Genomic DNA, 15,497 nt, shown 5'->3' on the forward strand with positions numbered 1-15,497 from the left:
GTTGCCGACCGGTCAGACCGCCGCGGTGGCGAACGGGTCGCCGTACACGGTGTAGGCCAGCCAGGTCGGGTCGAGCGGATCGTCCTGCTGCTCGACCCGCGCGGCGAGGGCCGCCGCGCCGAGCGTGGCGCCGTCCGCGAGGGACTGGTAGAACGCGGTCGCGAAACGGGCCGAGCTGTCCGAACGCACCGCCCAGAGGGTGCCGACGAACGCGCCCGCTCCGGACGACATGAACTGCTGCGCCCAGCCGAGCATCTTCGTGTACGTCGGTGCCACGCCCGCACTCCGGCACGCGTTGATGAACACGAGGGGGCCGGCCTCCGCCAGCAGTTTCCGGATGCTGGCCTCGGCGAGCAGGGCCGGCTTGAACCGGCCGCCATCCATGTCGATGAACGAGCCGTCCGACGAGAACGTGTTGTGGCAGGCGAAGTGGGTCGCACCCAGCGTCCCCGAGTTGATCAGGGCGAGGAGTTCGTCGGCCCTGGTGATGGGCTCGCTGGCGGCCGCGCCGAGGATCGCGCCGATGGTGGCGATCTCCTCGTGCGCGCCGGTCGGAGCCTTCGGCGGCACCACGAAGCGCGGGTTGCGCAGGCCGACCTTCGCGTTGCGGCGCTGACCATAGGTGCGGCGAACCACGGGGACCTGCTCGACGAGGAAACCGGCATCCCGCTGCGCGCTGAGCGGATAGAGCAGCTCCCACGGGACCACGTCGTGGTCGGTGGCGATCGTGAAGGCGCTCATGTCGGCGCCGACCTGCCAGAACTGGTCCCGCACGTCGGCCGGCACCATCTCCGACCACAGTTGGATACCCGCCGACCGGATGACCTCGCGGGTCATCGTCGCGTTGTAGCGGGAACCACCCCCGGCGAGCTGCTGCAACTCCTTGATCGCATTCTCCACCGCGGCGTTCGGCGTGTTCGTGATCGACTCGACGACCGGCGCGAACAGCGCCGCGTCGGAGCGCAGTTGGAAGGTGTAGCGGCTGCCGTCGAAGCGCACCTCCATGGTGACCTCGCCCGGTCGTGCCTGCGGGGCACCCATCGGCGCCGTCTTCGGCTGGCCGTCGCGGAACGGCCCACCGTCCGCGACGGAGACCTCCACAGAAACCTCGCCGAGGAACGTGCCGCCGGCCCAGGCCGTCACGTCGATGCGATGCAGACCGGGGGTACGCGCCCCGAAACCAAACCGGATCGGGTTCGGATCCTCGTCCGGCAGGACCAGCACGGTCTGCTGGAGCGGGCCCTCGGCGTGCAGGCCGGCCGGCGCGTGGACGGTCACCGTCACCGGTGTGCCGTCGTCGCTGACCAGGAAGTTCGCCAACGGCGAGGTCACGGCGTCCGGGTGGACCGGCCGTCCTTCGGTGACGAGCCGGACGTCGACGGTCAGGTCCCGACCCGCCGGGACCTGGGTGGGCGCGCGCGCCACCAGCAGCCGCTCCGGTGCCCGGGTGACGCCCTGGAAGGACGTGGTTGACGGCCCGTTATACGTCGTTATCACCCTCCTGCTGAGCAACACCGGCATGTCGAGGTCGTCGGCGGACTCCGAAGCGTCAGCCTCAGGGGCGATCAGGTCCGGCCGAATCCGTCCCCGCCGGTACGACGCTCGTTCCTCCAGGTCGTGTCGTTGCCGCTCCAGTTCGCGCTCGCGCACGTAGTGACTGGCTCGTTCGTCGAGGGACAGCCGCGTGTCCCGCAGGTGAAGCGTGATGCCGCCGAGAGCGGACGTGTCCTGAGTGAGCCGTCGGTCGATGGCTGTCGACGCTTGGGCCACCTCGTCGACGGCGTACTGCGAAGTGATGGGCCGGCAGGCGTCCAGCAGAAAATCGCGGACCAGGGCCGCGGCGTCCGTGATCCCGCGTCGGACGATCTGCGCCGGGTCGGTCACCCGGAAGCCGACGGCGATCGACGCCTCGAAGGCGTACGCGCCGCCTCTGGTGGGCAGCCGAGTGTCGTAGACGAGCCAGTGGTTGCCGGTGTCCACCTCGTAGCGCGTCGAGTAGCGGGCTACGAACCCCGGGTGCCACCACGCCATCGGCCGGCCACTGCCGGCGACCTCCAGAGCACCCTGGCGGGTCGAGTAGACGATCGCCGCCGGCCCGTGCGTGGGGGGCGGCATGAACCAGCGCACCGGCTCCACGCTGAGGATCACCGGGATCGCGGGCCCGGCAGTGTCGGTCTCCGCGCCGAAATTGGTTACCAGGTCGTCGACCAGGTGCCGGACGTCCGCCTGGACGGTGTGCGTGCCGACCCGCCGGTAGTGCTGCTGGGCAAGCGGTTTGAGCGCGGTGGGAAGGTCCGCCTCGGGTGGCAGAGAAGCGCCGTCCACCAGCACCGGGATGACCGGGACCTGCTGTTCGAAGGCGGTTTCGATCGTCCGGCGGGCGCTACCCGGAAGTCGTTCCAACCAGCCTGCCGGAGCGCCGAGTAGACGAGGTTCGATCACGACGATGAACGCCGCCGAGGCGGACAGGCGGTGCCGAAGCTCGGCGGAGGACACGAACGCCATCGAATCGTCGCGAACGACGCTGCCGAATCGTCCGGTCAGCGCGTCATCGAGCACGCGCGCGACGACGTTGTCGTCGCCGGCGCGGTAGCTGAGCAAGAAGCTGACCATTTCACGTACCGTATCGAAGATCGCGCTCTGATTTTCGCCGCGCCGGCGGTCGGCTATTCGACAGCCCCTTGTGGATTGATTCGACCAGTTCGGTCATCGGCCGAGTGCCAGCAGCAACCCGGTGGCGAGCACCCCCGCGCCGACCACCACGCTGATCGGCCGGGGACCGAGCACCGCGTGCCGGCGGTCGGCCAGCACCCGCGCCGGCACCACGCCGACCAACGGCCCGAGCAGGGTCACCACCAGCGCCAGCACCGGCATCGCGACCGCCAGGTCGCCGCCGTACCCGACGCCGAGTGCGCGGGCGCCGGCTCCCAGCGCGTACGCCAGTACCGCACCGGCCACCCCGCAGAGCGCCAGCAGCGGGTTGACCGAGCCGGGCAGCTCACCCGGCTGCCCGGCCCGGTCGAGCAGGTCCCGAGCCCGCCCGAGCAGCAGCACCGGGTCGGTGGCCCCGGTGCCGTTCGCCGGGGCGGGCGGGCCGCCGAGGCGGCGGGCGCCCAGCCGGGTGCGTACCTGTTGCCACAGGTGCGCCACCTCGGCGTCGACCCGTTCCTGCTGCTCGCGCGCGGCGACCAGCTCCTCCTCGGCGTGCTGGACCTGCTCGGCGGCCTCGGCCACGGCCCGTTCGGCTGCGGCGCACTGCCGCTCGTGCCAGGTGTGCGCCTCGGCGCGCTGCTCGCGCACCCGCGCGGTCAGGTCGGCCAACCGCCGCAACTGCGCCGAGTACGTCTCACTGGCCACTGGTTCGTTCATCGCGACGGTCCATACGGGATGATGACCTGGCCGGTGCGGTGGACCGCCCGGTCGAAGAAGAGCCCCCGCCAGGGGCGGGGATACCAGTCCGGGCCGCCCGTGCCCGGGTAGAGCGAAGCGCCCAGCTCACCGCCGTGCGCGTCCAGCGCCACCCAGGCGCCGATCTGGTCGGTGCGGGCGGCCGGCCCACCCAGGTCGGCGCGCATCCGGGCCACCCCCCGCCACCAGGCCAGCACGTGCGTCCGGCGTTCCGGCCCGTCGTGCATGATCCGGCGTAGCTGCTCCAGGCCGGTGCGCCGACCCGCGCGGGCGGCCAGCGCGCCGGCTGCCGCATCGACCGCGAACAGCAGCAGGTAGTGCGGGGTGCCCGGCCCGGTCAGCCCGTCGGCCGTCTCGGCCATCAGCTCGCCCACGGTCTCCTCGTCGTACCAGGCGGCGTCGTCGGCCAGGTCGTCGTAGAGCGCGCGGGCCATCGGGTCGGCGTCCGGGTCGAGGCAGGCGATGGAGAACCGGGCGGTGCCCGGCGGGTGCTGGCGGGCCAGCGACCGGGCAGCCGCGTCCAGCACCGCGCACGCCTCGTCCACCCGGGTGCCCAGGACCGCCAGGTTGCGCCCCGGAGCGCGCGGCAGCCGCAGCGCCGCCGAACGGGACTGCACGTCGATGATCTCGCCGAGCAGGGCGACCGGGTTGCGGGGCACGGTCCCGTCCGGGGGTACGGCGAGCGTCCGGAAATCCGGTGCGTCCGCCAGCCGGGGGATCGCGTCGCCGTCGAAGAGTCGGGCCGGCGCCGCGTCGGCCGGGCGCATCCGCCACAGCCGGTGCTGCAGCCCGCTCCACGTCTCCCAGTCGCTGGCCGACGGGATCCGGGCGATCTCGTTGCCCTCCACCATGCCCGACTCGGCGTTGACCACCGCGTGCCAGCGGGGCAGCGACTGCGCCGCGTCGTTACGTTCGGCGAGAATCCGCAGTGCCTTCGGCAACGCGATGCGCAGGGTGAACTGGGCGACCAGCGCGGGTCGGCCCCACAGCGCCTCGATGCCCCGCACGTCCTGCGAGGCGAGCACCAGGTGGATGCCCTGCGACCGGCCGCGGCGGGCCAGGTCCTCCAGCAGGTCGGCCGCCTCCCGGGCGACCACGTCCCGGCCGGCCAGCAGCATCTGGAACTCGTCGACCACCGCGACGATCCGTGGCCAGTGCCCGGTCGGGTCGACCGCCCGCAGCTCGGCCAGCTTGGTCACCTCGTGTTTCTTCGCCGCGTCGGCACGCCGGCGCAGCTCCTCGGCGAGGAAGCGCAGCAGCGCCAGCCCGAACTCCCGGTCGGTGTTGACGTTGATGCCGACCAGACGCATGTGCGGCAACCAGCTCGGATCGCGCCGGCCCTGCGCGAACCGCGCGAAGGACACCCCCTCCTTGAAGTCCAGCAGGTAGAACTCCAGCTCGGCGGGGGAGTAGCGGGCGGCGAGGGCACCGATCCACGCGAAGATCAGGTTGGTCTTGCCGGTGCCGGACGGCCCGCCGATCAGCGCGTGTGGGGGATAGTCGCCCAGCGTCAGCCGGACCGGCCGGCCGTGCGGACCCTCACCGATCGGCGCGGTCAGCCCGTCGGCGGAGTCCTCCCGCCACATCAGCTCGGGCGGGGGCAGCAGGTCGCCGAACGGCGTCGGCGGTGGGCCCGCGTTCACCCGGGCGGCGATCTCCCGGCAGGTCTCGGTGACCAGCGTCGCCGGTGGCGGCGGGTCCAACCGGACCGGCAGCCCGGCCGACCCGCCGATCCGCGCGCCGGACACCCCGGCCACCACCCGGGTCACCGTCGGATCGTCGGGCAGCGGCACACCGTGGACCACCAGGTGCACACCGCACGCCGCGCCGGCCCGCACGATCCGGTCCAGTTGCCCACGCTCGTGCCGGTTCAGCTCGTCGCCGCCGAGCAGCACCGCCACCCGCCACGGTTCGGGTCGTCGGCCGGTCGCCGCGGCCAGTTCCCGCAACGAGGCGTACTCGCCGGCGAGCACCGTCTCGTTGATCCGGCGGATCTGCTCCACCAGGTCGTCCAGGAGTGGGCTCAGCCCGCCGGGGCCGACGAAGGTGAGCAACCCCGCCGTGCCGAGCGGGGCGAACCCGGCCAGGCCGCCGCCGAGCTGCTCCGGGTCGTACCCGATCAGTCGGACCGCCCCCGGGTCGGCGCGGCCGGCGGCCCGCAGCAGCAACGCGGAGACCACCGCGTCGCAGCCGGCGCGATCGTCGCCGGAGAGGTGTACGTGCCCGGCGTCGAGCAGCGGCACCAGTGCGGGCACCGGGTCGACGCCGTCGATCCGGACCGTGCCGACCCGCAGCGCGCCGGGCGGCTCCGCCCGGCGGGCCGGCGTCGGTGCCCACCCCGCCCAGTCGGCCCCCGCGCAACCGGGGGCCTCGGCACGGGCGGCGTCGGCGGCGCGTCGGGCCAGCTCGGCGATCCGAGTGGAGTAACGGGCGTCGATCTCGGCGATGCGGCGGTCCCGTTGGGCGCCGACCCGCTCCGGTACGGCGGCCGCCGCCCGCTGCACCCGGGCCAGCCGTTCCCGCCCGGCGGTCAGCTCAGCCTGGGCGGCGGACAGGCGGGTACGGGTGGCGCCCAACGCCTCGGCGAGGGTGTCCCGGACCCGGCGGGCCAACTGCCCGCGCCGGTCAGCCATCGGAGCCCCGACGAGTCGGCGCGTCCTGCCACGGGCTACCCGAGCGCGGCGGCAACCCGGCGGAGCGCTGCCCGGCGGAGCGCTGCGTACCGGACCCACCCGGCCGCTGGCCCACGTCGCCCGGCTGTCCCGTGCCCGGCGGCCGGCCTCCGCCCGCCGGCTGCGACCCGCCGCCCGGCTGGCCCGCGTCGCCGGCCGGCGGGCGGGCGCCGGAGGGCAGGTCCCGACCGAGGCGGGCGAGCAGCAGCCCGGTCGCCACACCGGCGGTCACCGCGGAGTCGGCGGCGTGCGGCGGTTCCCCGGACGCCCGTGGCGGCGGCATCCGGCACACCCGGGTCAGCAGCGTCTCCAGCACCGGCGGCGGGAGCCCCGGCAACAGGTCGCGTACGCGCCCGCCCAACTCCCCGCGCAGCCGCCCGAGGTCGGTGGCGCGCGGTGGGTGCCCCAACAGCTCACCGGCCAGCTCACGCAGCAGCGGTGGGGTCAGCGCCGCCATGCCCAGCCCCACGTCGGCCGGGGCTCGGCGCAGTTCTTTCCGCAGCCGGTCCCGGTCGCCGGCGCGCACCCCGCCGACCACGCGGCGCAGCAGCTCCTGGGAGTCACCCAGGTGCTCGTCGGGTTCGTCGGTGCCGCTGTCCTGCCCGCCGGTCAGCTCCGCGACCCGCACCGACCACCAGCGGCGCAGCCGGACCTGCTCGGCCGGCTCCGGGGCCACTTCGGTCGGCCCGGCCGCCGGTGGGCTGTCGTGCCGGGGTTCGCGCTGTTGTGGGCGGGGGGCCGGGGCGCCGTCCGCGGCGAGCCCGATCGCGGCCAGGTACGCCGACAGCTGTTCCTGCGCCACCCGCAGCGCGTAGCCGGCGCTCTCGGCGTGCTCGGTGGCGGCGGACAACTCGGGCACACCCATCGGGTTGGCCGACTCCTGGCGCACCCAGCGCAGCCGCTCGGTGGCCAGGCCGAACTTCTCCAGCGCCTGCCCGAGCAGGGCGACCGGAAACTCTTCGCTGGCGGCACGGACCTGCCCACCGACGTCCTCGATGATGGACATGGCGGCCTACAGGGTGGCGACGTAGAGCTGCGCCTGCTCGACCGCGACAAGTGTCGCGGCGAGACACTCCTCCAGCTCCTGGCTGGCCTGGGTCAGGGACGCCTGGGCCGCCTCCACCGTCTCGTGCCCGCTGCCCTCCAGGGCGCCGGCGAGGGTCTGCTGCGCCTCGGCCAGTTTCTCGCCGGCGGCCTGTACGGCTGTCTGCCCGTCGCCGATCTGTTGGAGGGCGACATCGATGGCAGCCTTCAGCTCAGCGACGCTGGCCACGGCGGAACCTCCTGGGGGCGGGGAGATCTCCATTAGAGCCTATCGGCGGTCGCGAAAGAACATCCGCCCTGTCGGTGTTCCTGCCCGCCTGTCCGGAAGAGGCCCGGAAGTGCCGGGAGTCCGTTCTGTGGGAGTCCCGGTCCGAGATTTTCTCAGTTACTGGTCGGTGCTTCGCGCAGCCACCGCGGGCCGTACACCTCGGCGCCCAACGCGGTCACGCGGCCGCGCAACTCCCGGTCGGCGGTGACCACCAGCCGGCGTCGGCGCGGCGCCCCCTCCACCAGCTCGACCACCGTGTCGTCCCCGGAGCCGGCGGCGGAGACCACCCGGACGCCCTCGGTGCCCGGCACGTCCCGCGCGGCCCCCTCGACCACCAGCACCACCTCCACCGGTGCGGGCAGACGCGCCGGCAGCCCCACGGTCGCCACCGGGGCGAGGGAGTCGCGTAACCGGGCAGCGGCCCCGGCACGGTCGCGCCACCACCCGTTCGGGCGGGAGCCCACGACGTTGGCGCCATCCACGATCAGCAGCGGGGTCTCATTCATCCCGTCAGCCTGCCACCAACGGCCGGTGCGGGCCCGACGCCACTCCCGGAATGCCGGTGCTCCCGCCTCCTGCGGCGTTTGTCGGGGCGCGCGCCGGGTAGCCCCTGCCGACCATGCCGCGCCCTACTGCGGAGGACAGACATGATGGGACCCGGTGAGACCGGCTCCGACCCGTGGGACGAATTCCTGGCCAGGTACTTCGGCCGGGGCGAGGGAGGGCGCCGACCGCCACACCGGGTCGACATCACCCGCCTGATGACGGCCGACGCCCGGGAGATGCTGGCCGACGCGGCCCGGCGGGCCGCCCAACGCCACAGCAGCGACCTGGACACCGACCACCTGCTCTGGGCGGCGCTGCAGCGCGAACCGCTGCGTGACCTGGTACGCCGGGCCGGCGCCGACCCGGACACCCTGCTCAACGCCCTCGGCGGAAAAGGCGACGGGGCACCGCGCGGGGAGGTGCCGCCGAACCTGTCGTTGACCCCGGCCGCCAAGCGGGCGCTGCTCGACGCCCACCAGTTGTCCCGGGCGATGGGCGCCAACTACATCGGCCCCGAGCACATCCTGATGGCGCTGCCGCTCAACCCGGAGTCGCCGGCCGGGCGGATGCTGGCCGCCGGTCGGATCCAACCCGAGTCGTTGCAGGCCGCCAACGCCGAGCGTGGGCCGATGACCGGGCCGAAGCCGGATCGCGGCACGCCCACCCTCGACCAGTACGGGCAGGACCTCACCGACCTGGCCCGCAACGATCAGATCGACCCGGTGATCGGACGGGCCGACGAGATCGAGCAGGCCGTGGAGATCCTGTCCCGGCGTACCAAGAACAACCCGGTGCTGATCGGCGAGGCCGGCGTCGGCAAGACCGCCATCGTCGAGGGGTTGGCCGAACGGATCTGCGACGGTGACGTTCCGCAGACCCTGCTCGGCAAGCGGGTCGTCCAGCTCGACCTCGCCGGCCTGGTCGCCGGCACCCGGTACCGGGGTGACTTCGAGGAACGGTTGAAGAAGGTGATCGACGAGATCCGGGCGCACCGGGACGAGCTGATCATCTTCATGGACGAGATCCACACCCTGGTCGGGGCCGGCGGTGCCGGCAGCGAGGGCGGAATGGACGCGTCCAACATGCTCAAACCGGCGCTGGCCCGCGGTGAGCTGCGGGTGATCGGCGCGACGACGCTGGACGAGTACCGCAAGAGCATCGAGAAGGACGCCGCGCTGGCCCGGCGCTTCCAACCGGTGCTGGTGCCCGAGCCCAGCGTCGACGACACCATCGCCATTTTGCGCGGTCTGCGCGACCGCTACGAGGCACACCACCAGGTGCGTTTCACCGACGAGGCGTTGGTCAGCGCCGCCGAGCTGTCCGACCGGTACGTCACCGACCGGTTCCTGCCGGACAAGGCCATCGACCTCATCGACCAGGCCGGCGCGCGGGTGCGGTTGCGGACCCGTACGCCCGCCTCCGACGTGCGGGAGCTGGAGCAGGAACTCGACGAGGTACGTCGGGACAAGGAACAGGCCGTCACCGACGAGCAGTACGAGCGCGCGTCGGCGCTGCGCGACCGGATCGCCGAGTTGGAGGAGGACATCCGTCGCGCTAACGGCGAGGACGGCTCGTCCAGCTCCCAGGTGCCCGAGGTGGGTCCGCAGGAGATCGCCGAGGTGGTGTCCCGGGCCACCGGCATCCCGGTCAGCCAGCTCACCGAGGAGGAACGCGACCGGCTGCTGCGTCTGGAGGGTCACCTGCACCAGAAGGTGGTCGGCCAGGACGACGCGGTCACCGCGGTCGCCGAGGCCGTCCGCCGCTCCCGAGCCGGGCTGGCCGACCCGGAGCGCCCGATGGGCAGCTTCCTGTTCCTCGGCCCGACCGGCGTCGGCAAGACCGAGCTGGCCCGCGCTCTCGCCGAGGCGCTGTTCGGCGAGGCGGACCGGATGGTCCGGGTGGACATGAGCGAGTTCCAGGAGCGACACACGGTCAGCCGGCTGGTCGGCGCCCCACCCGGGTACGTCGGCTACGAGGAGGCCGGCCAGCTCACCGAGGCGGTGCGTCGCCGCCCGTACGCGGTGGTGCTGCTCGACGAGATCGAGAAGGCCCACCCGGACGTGTTCAACATCCTGCTCCAGGTGCTCGACGACGGGCGGTTGACCGACAGTCAGGGCCGCACGGTGAACTTCAAGAACACCGTACTGATCATGACGAGCAACCTCGGCTCCGAGCTGATCACGGGCAGCCAGCGCAGCGTCGGGTTCGGCGCCGGGGCGCCGGGCAGCGACCAGGAGAGCGACGAGCTGCGGGAGCGGCTGATGCGCCGCCTGCAGGAGAACTTCCGCCCGGAGTTCCTCAACCGCATCGACGAGGTCATCATCTTCCGCCGGTTGGAGGCCGAGCAGTTGCGCGACATCACCGCGCTGCTGCTGGAGGACACCCGTCGCCGCATGCACGCCCAGGACCTGCAGGTGGAGTTCACCACCGCCGGCATCGACTGGCTCGCCGAGCACGGCTACCAGCCGGAGTTCGGTGCCCGCCCGCTGCGCCGGGTGATCCAGCGGGAGGTGGACAACCACCTGTCGCGGATGCTGCTGGAGTCGGCGATCTCACCCGGCCAGAAGGTCGTCGTGGACGTCCGCGACGGCGCGCTCAGCTTCGACGTGACCGCGGGCGAGCGGGGGTACACCGCCGCCACGACGACACACCCGCGATGAGCGGGCCGGCGCGACGAGGTGAACACGAGGACCCGCACGAGCCGGCGGAGTCCGCGAAACCCCGGGACGAGGACGACCATCCCGACCCGATCCTGGCGCCGCCCACCGCGAACCCCCGCAGGACGCGGGTGCCCGCGGAGGGCCTGCATCCGAAGACCGACCAGGACGACCCGGAGACGTCCGGGCCGCCGCCCGAAGAGGAGACCTGATGGTACGCGAAGCGCGGCTCGACCCCGAGGTGGAAGTGCTCTGGGAGGACTTCCACGCCGAGGTCAACGTCCCGTCGGAGCAGCTGCGGACGTGGCTGCTGACCCGGGGGTCCGGGGAGGACTCGTTCAGCCCGAACCCGAACCTCGACCTGCCCCAGCCGGGCCGGGAGATTCTCAAGGTGTTGAACAAGCGCAAGGTCGACCTCACCCCGGAGGACATCGAGGTGATGCGGGAGGCGGTCGAACGGATCCGCGAGCTGATGGACGCCAAGCCGTCGCGCGGCAACGCCGACGACACGTGGCGGCACTCGCTGCTCGACCTGGGTCACGACCCGCTCGTCGAACGCTGAGCGGTCCCACGCACGACGGTGCCGTCCCGGGCGGGGACGGCACCGTCGCGTTCGGCTACTGGCCCTGGTCGGGTTCCAGGCTGGCGATGGTCAACCCCGCCGCGTCGGCGGCAGCGTCCCGTTCGGAACGGGTCTGGTCCTCCCGGGTGAGCAGATTCGCGTACTCGGTGACGTCGGCCGGGTCGGGCACCGTCGGCAGGCGGCGCAGGAACGCCTCCACCTCACGGGTGGCGGCGGTGTGCGCGGCGGCCGCCTGGCGGAGCAGCTCCCGGTCGTCGGCGGGCGGGTAGAGATCGGTCATGTTCGCCAGATACCCGGACAGCGGCGGTTCGCACCGCCACCGACCGGGTTACCTCCCCGTTCAGCCCGGTCGGACCCCGCTGGTCTGCCGGACGCCGAACCCCGGGTTGCGCGGCAGCCAGGCCAGGTACGCGGGGTGCGGCGCCAACGAGTCGACGTACGCTGCCTTGGCCGTCTCCAACACCAGGTCGGCCTCCCGGGCGGCGGGGGAGTCCGGATGCCAGCCGAGCAGGAGTCGCCAGCGCAACGGTATGCCGGCGAGTCGACGGGTGACCAGACCGGCCACCGGGCGGAACGTCGCCTGGCACAGCGCCACGGCCACGCCGGCTTCCACCAGGTCGACGCAGCCGCGGATGTCGGTCTCGTACACCTTGCGCGGGGTGAAGCCGGCGCGGGCGCAGGCGGCGGCGAAGCAGTCGGCGAAGCAGCCGTCGCCTGGCGCGGCGACCCACTGCTCGTGGCGCAGGTCGTCCAGGCGCACCTCGTCGTGCGCCGCGAGGGGGTGCGTCTCCGGCAGCAGCACCAGCACCGGGTCGATGGCGACCTCCTGCCAGCTCAACCCGAACCCGGCCGACGGGCTGGCGTCGCCGCACACACCGGCGAGCGCGAAGTCCAGTCGCCCGCCGGCCACCAACTGCGCCAGCTCGTCCACCGACCAGGAGGCGAACGTGGTGATCTGGGCGGAGGGCTGCTCGGCCGCCAACCGGTGCACCATCCGGCCCAGGATCGGGCTGTTCACTCCACCGAGCCGATAACAGGGCGGGGCGTCGCCGGACCCGGCCAGACGGGCCGCCTCGTCCTGCAGCCCCTTCATCGCCGGCAGCAGCACCCGGGCCCGGGCCAGCACCAGCTCACCGAGTGCGGTGGGCCGGGCACCGCGCCGGTCCCGGTCGAACAGCGGGCCGCCCAGTGTCCGCTCGATGCGCTGGAGCTGGGCGGTGAGCGCCGGCTGGGCCAGGCCGAGGGCCGACGCCGCCTTCGTCACACTCCCCGTCTCCGCGATCGCGCAGACCACCCGCAGGTGACGCAGCTCCAGGTTCATAGGGTGACGGTAGGACTACGCGTCAGCCGGCGGAATAGCCCGAGCGGATTGGTGATAATGAATGCACTGGCGGCCGTCGCCGCCCCTCAGTCGCGCGGTGGCTCCGGCAGGTCCGCCAGGTACGTCGGCCGGCGGGTCACCGCGTCGAGGACCTTGTCCACCACCCCGACCGCCGGCTCCACGATCCGGTTCCACGGAGGGGTGGCCGGAGTGCCCGGGTGCGGCCGGGTCGGGGCCGCCTCCTCGGCGATCTCCAGCCGGTTGCCGAGCCGGATCAGCTCCTCCTCGGATGCGACCGCGCGCAGTTCGGTGACGAGCGAGCCCACCCCGTCGACGTGCCGGCGGACCCGCTCGGCCACCTCGGTGACCGCCTCGTCCGTCAACCCCTTCAGGGCGTTGAGCAGGCTGGCGTCGGCGTTGATCTCGGCGTCCACCCGCTCCGACGCGTGCGGCAGCGCGGCGCGTACCGCCGGCAGCAGGTACTGCTCCTCGGCCGACAGGTGCCGCGACAGCGCGGCGGTGAGCACCGCCAGCCCTTCCTGCCCGGTGGCGTCCGGGCCGGTCAGCTGGTCCAGCAGCGCCAGCAGTTGGCGGTGCTCCTGGTCGACGATGTCGGCGATGTTGGGGCCACCGGGCCGGTAGCCCTCCGCGGGTTCGGGTGCGGGCGGCAGCGGCGGCAGGGGAACGGCGGACATGGTGCCCTCCTCGACTGGCGGGCGGAAGCTCCGGCAGGGACGTGCGGTCAAGGGCGGCGGTACCCGAACGGGTTCCCGGCGAAACCGGGCCCGTCGATGGGTCGGTCCGCGGCCACCGGCGCGCGGGCCCGTCCGCACCGGTGCGCCGGGCGGGCGGCCAGCCCCGGCTGGTATGAAGAGCCGATGACGAGCGATGCGGCCTCCGCCCGACCGGACCCCACCGCAGAGGTCGTGGACCTCTGCCGCGACCTGCTGCGTATCGACACCACCAACACGGGAGACAACGACACCAGCGTCGGCGAGCGCCGCGCCGCCGAGTACGTGGCGGAGAAGCTCGCCGAGGTCGGCGTGGAGTCTGTCCTGCACGAGTCCGCGCCGGGCCGGGCCAACGTGGTGGCCCGCATCCCGGGCACCGACCCCAGCCGCGGCGCCCTGCTCGTGCACGGTCACCTGGACGTGGTGCCCGCCGACGCCGACGAGTGGTCGGTGCACCCGTTCTCCGGTGAGCTGCGCGACGGTTACCTGTGGGGCCGGGGCGCGATCGACATGAAGGACTTCGACGCGATGGTGCTCGCCGTGGTGCGGCACTGGCAGCGCACCGGCGTACGACCCCCGCGCGACATCGTGCTCGCGTACACCGCCGACGAGGAGGCGGGCAGCGACTACGGCGCACGTTTCCTGGTCGAGCACCACCGTGACCTCTTCGACGACTGCACCGAGGCGATCGGCGAGGTCGGCGGCTTCTCGTACTCGGTCAGCGACAGCCAGCGGCTCTACCTCATCGAGACCGCCGAGAAGGGCATCGACTGGCTGCGGCTGCACGCCAAGGGCCGCCCCGGGCACGGCTCGATGATGCACGACGACAACGCGGTCACCGCGCTCGCCGAGGCGGTCGCCCGGATCGGCCGGCACCGCTTCCCGGTGGTGGTCACCGACACCGTGCGGGCCTTCCTGACCGAGGTCTCCGACGTGCTCGGCATCGAGCTGGACCCGGACGACCCGGAGACGGCCATCGCCAAGCTCGGCCCGATCGCCAACATCATCGGCGCGACCATCCGCAACACCGCCAATCCGACCCGGTTGGACGCCGGCTACAAGGACAACGTCATCCCCGGCCGGGCCACCGCCACCATCGACTGCCGCAGCCTGCCCGGCCAGTCGGAGCTGCTGGAGCGGCAACTGCGCGAGCTGGTCGGCCCGGACATCGCGATCGAGTACGTGCAGCGCCAGCCGGCGCTGGAGACCACCTTCGACGGGGACCTCGTCGAAGCCATGTCGGCGGCCCTGCGAGCGGAGGACCCGGGGGCGCGACCGGTGCCGTACATGCTCTCCGGCGGCACCGACGCCAAGGCGTTCTCACAGCTCGGTATCCGCTGTTTCGGGTTCGCGCCGCTTCAGCTGCCCGCCGACCTGAACTTCTCGGCGTTGTTCCACGGCATCGACGAGCGCGTTCCGGTGGACGGACTACAGTTCGGCGTGCGGGTTCTCGACCGGTTCCTCCGCACCTGCTAGCCGCGGCCGGCAGTTGCCGCCGGCGCGCAACCTCCCCAACGTGAAGGGACTGCCCCACATGACCGACCAGCACGGTGAGCTGGACGCCGCTCTCGAGCGGGTGATCGAAGCGGCTCGCCACCACCTGGCCGCCGTACGCGCCGCTCAGGGCCGCGTCGACGACGACGACGTCTGGCAGGCGTACGTGGCGTTGAACAACGCCTCCTTCGCCTACGACGAGCGGCTGCTCGACGCCTTCGGCGAGGTGACGCCGTGGGATGTCGACTCGATCGACCCGGACGAAGCCGACGAGCGTTTCGGCGGCGCCGAGGGTGCCGAGGCCAGCGACCCGCACCCCCGGGTGATCTCGGTGCGGCAGCGCCGTGACTACCGGGTGCCGAGCGTGGCCGCGCTGCTGCGTGTCGCCGAGGTGGCCCGCCGCGAGGGCACCCCGGAGGACGACGAGCCGGCACCGGTGGAGGGGGTCGGCGAGGCGGTGCTGGAGCTGCTGCAGAGCGGCGACGGCTCGCTCGGCGCGCTGGACGTCCCCGAGTTGGAACCGCTCGACGGGGTGGTCATGGTCAGCGAGGTGGGCACCCCGGTCGACCTGGAGTCGTTCGACGACGACGACGCGGTCGGTCCGTTCCAGCCGGCGGCCGACGACCGGCTGGTCGGCCGGCTCGACGAGCACCCGTTCCTGGAGCTCGACGACGACGACCACGACCACGCCGGGCACCAGCACTAGACGAGTAGGTCCTGACCCTGGCCCGGGCTGTGGGCGCAGCCGGCAGTCGGCGGTGACCGTCGGTCAC

The 15,497-nt window shown here is 73.0% G+C and carries 14 protein-coding genes; 5 read left to right on the top strand and 9 right to left on the bottom strand.

Going from position 1 to position 15,497, the window contains the following annotated elements:
• Nucleotides 1-12 precede the first annotated feature (12 nt).
• The 6 genes from C7C45_RS20235 to C7C45_RS20260 all read right to left on the bottom strand — a co-directional run bounded on the left by C7C45_RS20235 (nucleotide 13) and on the right by C7C45_RS20260 (nucleotide 7,898).
• Complete coding sequence (locus C7C45_RS20235; RefSeq protein ID WP_110565250.1) at nucleotides 13-2,613, bottom strand: CHAT domain-containing protein; 2,601 nt, start codon at nucleotides 2,611-2,613, stop codon at nucleotides 13-15.
• Nucleotides 2,614-2,706: 93 nt separating this feature from the next.
• On the bottom strand, nucleotides 2,707-3,369 hold the full coding sequence (locus tag C7C45_RS20240; protein ID WP_110565251.1) for a hypothetical protein: 663 nt from the start codon (nucleotides 3,367-3,369) through the stop codon (nucleotides 2,707-2,709).
• Nucleotides 3,366-6,041, bottom strand: coding sequence for an FtsK/SpoIIIE domain-containing protein (locus tag C7C45_RS20245; RefSeq protein ID WP_110565252.1), 2,676 nt, complete (start codon nucleotides 6,039-6,041; stop codon nucleotides 3,366-3,368). Before C7C45_RS20245 ends, C7C45_RS20240 begins: the two co-directional genes overlap by 4 nt.
• Nucleotides 6,034-7,086: a hypothetical protein gene (locus tag C7C45_RS20250; protein ID WP_110565253.1), complete on the bottom strand. Its 1,053-nt coding sequence runs from the start codon at nucleotides 7,084-7,086 to the stop codon at nucleotides 6,034-6,036. Before C7C45_RS20250 ends, C7C45_RS20245 begins: the two co-directional genes overlap by 8 nt.
• 6 nt (nucleotides 7,087-7,092) lie before the next feature.
• Nucleotides 7,093-7,353, bottom strand: coding sequence for a hypothetical protein (locus C7C45_RS20255; RefSeq protein ID WP_030504016.1), 261 nt, complete (start codon nucleotides 7,351-7,353; stop codon nucleotides 7,093-7,095).
• 152 nt (nucleotides 7,354-7,505) lie between these two features.
• Entirely contained in the window at nucleotides 7,506-7,898 is a 393-nt protein-coding gene (locus tag C7C45_RS20260; protein ID WP_110565254.1) for a PIN domain-containing protein, read from the bottom strand.
• Between the two features lie 141 nt (nucleotides 7,899-8,039).
• Between C7C45_RS20260 and C7C45_RS20265 the strand changes: the two genes are divergently transcribed.
• Genes C7C45_RS20265 through C7C45_RS20275 form a run of 3 tightly spaced genes read left to right on the top strand, consistent with a single transcriptional unit; the run spans nucleotide 8,040 to nucleotide 11,157 of the window.
• Entirely contained in the window at nucleotides 8,040-10,598 is a 2,559-nt protein-coding gene (locus C7C45_RS20265) for an ATP-dependent Clp protease ATP-binding subunit (protein ID WP_110565255.1), read from the top strand.
• Nucleotides 10,595-10,807 (top strand): hypothetical protein, encoded by a 213-nt coding sequence (locus C7C45_RS20270; RefSeq protein ID WP_110565256.1) that lies wholly within the window; start codon nucleotides 10,595-10,597, stop codon nucleotides 10,805-10,807. The genes C7C45_RS20265 and C7C45_RS20270 overlap by 4 nt, the downstream gene beginning before the upstream one ends.
• Nucleotides 10,807-11,157, top strand: coding sequence for a DUF3140 domain-containing protein (locus tag C7C45_RS20275; protein ID WP_110565257.1), 351 nt, complete (start codon nucleotides 10,807-10,809; stop codon nucleotides 11,155-11,157). Before C7C45_RS20270 ends, C7C45_RS20275 begins: the two co-directional genes overlap by 1 nt.
• 55 nt (nucleotides 11,158-11,212) lie before the next feature.
• On the opposite strand, the gene C7C45_RS20280 is transcribed toward C7C45_RS20275, so the two are convergent.
• From C7C45_RS20280 to C7C45_RS20290, 3 genes are all read right to left on the bottom strand, one after another.
• Nucleotides 11,213-11,458: a hypothetical protein gene (locus C7C45_RS20280; RefSeq protein ID WP_110565258.1), complete on the bottom strand. Its 246-nt coding sequence runs from the start codon at nucleotides 11,456-11,458 to the stop codon at nucleotides 11,213-11,215.
• Nucleotides 11,459-11,518: 60 nt separating this feature from the next.
• The gene (locus tag C7C45_RS20285) at nucleotides 11,519-12,499 is read right to left on the bottom strand and encodes a LysR family transcriptional regulator (protein WP_110565259.1); all 981 of its coding nucleotides are present in this window, start codon (nucleotides 12,497-12,499) and stop codon (nucleotides 11,519-11,521) included.
• Nucleotides 12,500-12,585: 86 nt separating this feature from the next.
• Nucleotides 12,586-13,194 (bottom strand): hemerythrin domain-containing protein, encoded by a 609-nt coding sequence (locus tag C7C45_RS20290; RefSeq protein WP_110565260.1) that lies wholly within the window; start codon nucleotides 13,192-13,194, stop codon nucleotides 12,586-12,588.
• Nucleotides 13,195-13,377: 183 nt separating this feature from the next.
• Here C7C45_RS20290 and C7C45_RS20295 point away from each other — a divergent pair, with 183 nt between their 5' ends.
• On the top strand, nucleotides 13,378-14,706 hold the full coding sequence (locus C7C45_RS20295; protein WP_110565261.1) for a M20/M25/M40 family metallo-hydrolase: 1,329 nt from the start codon (nucleotides 13,378-13,380) through the stop codon (nucleotides 14,704-14,706).
• Nucleotides 14,707-14,764: 58 nt separating this feature from the next.
• Nucleotides 14,765-15,430 (top strand): hypothetical protein, encoded by a 666-nt coding sequence (locus tag C7C45_RS20300; protein WP_110565262.1) that lies wholly within the window; start codon nucleotides 14,765-14,767, stop codon nucleotides 15,428-15,430.
• The last annotated feature ends 67 nt before the right edge of the window (nucleotides 15,431-15,497 follow it).

The organism is Micromonospora arborensis, from assembly GCF_003205615.1.
GTDB lineage: Bacteria > Actinomycetota > Actinomycetes > Mycobacteriales > Micromonosporaceae > Micromonospora > Micromonospora arborensis.

What these genes read in the sequence shown, in the direction of transcription:
- C7C45_RS20235 (WP_110565250.1), bottom strand. Translation starts at nt 2,613, where the DNA reads ATGGTCAGCTTCTTGCTCAGCTACCGCGCCGGCGACGACAACGTCGTC.
- C7C45_RS20240 (WP_110565251.1), bottom strand. Translation starts at nt 3,369, where the DNA reads ATGAACGAACCAGTGGCCAGTGAGACGTACTCGGCGCAGTTGCGGCGG.
- C7C45_RS20245 (WP_110565252.1), bottom strand. Translation starts at nt 6,041, where the DNA reads ATGGCTGACCGGCGCGGGCAGTTGGCCCGCCGGGTCCGGGACACCCTC.
- C7C45_RS20250 (WP_110565253.1), bottom strand. Translation starts at nt 7,086, where the DNA reads ATGTCCATCATCGAGGACGTCGGTGGGCAGGTCCGTGCCGCCAGCGAA.
- C7C45_RS20260 (WP_110565254.1), bottom strand. Translation starts at nt 7,898, where the DNA reads ATGAATGAGACCCCGCTGCTGATCGTGGATGGCGCCAACGTCGTGGGC.
- C7C45_RS20265 (WP_110565255.1), top strand. Translation starts at nt 8,040, where the DNA reads ATGATGGGACCCGGTGAGACCGGCTCCGACCCGTGGGACGAATTCCTG.
- C7C45_RS20270 (WP_110565256.1), top strand. Translation starts at nt 10,595, where the DNA reads ATGAGCGGGCCGGCGCGACGAGGTGAACACGAGGACCCGCACGAGCCG.
- C7C45_RS20275 (WP_110565257.1), top strand. Translation starts at nt 10,807, where the DNA reads ATGGTACGCGAAGCGCGGCTCGACCCCGAGGTGGAAGTGCTCTGGGAG.
- C7C45_RS20280 (WP_110565258.1), bottom strand. Translation starts at nt 11,458, where the DNA reads ATGACCGATCTCTACCCGCCCGCCGACGACCGGGAGCTGCTCCGCCAG.
- C7C45_RS20285 (WP_110565259.1), bottom strand. Translation starts at nt 12,499, where the DNA reads ATGAACCTGGAGCTGCGTCACCTGCGGGTGGTCTGCGCGATCGCGGAG.
- C7C45_RS20290 (WP_110565260.1), bottom strand. Translation starts at nt 13,194, where the DNA reads ATGTCCGCCGTTCCCCTGCCGCCGCTGCCGCCCGCACCCGAACCCGCG.
- C7C45_RS20295 (WP_110565261.1), top strand. Translation starts at nt 13,378, where the DNA reads ATGACGAGCGATGCGGCCTCCGCCCGACCGGACCCCACCGCAGAGGTC.
- C7C45_RS20300 (WP_110565262.1), top strand. Translation starts at nt 14,765, where the DNA reads ATGACCGACCAGCACGGTGAGCTGGACGCCGCTCTCGAGCGGGTGATC.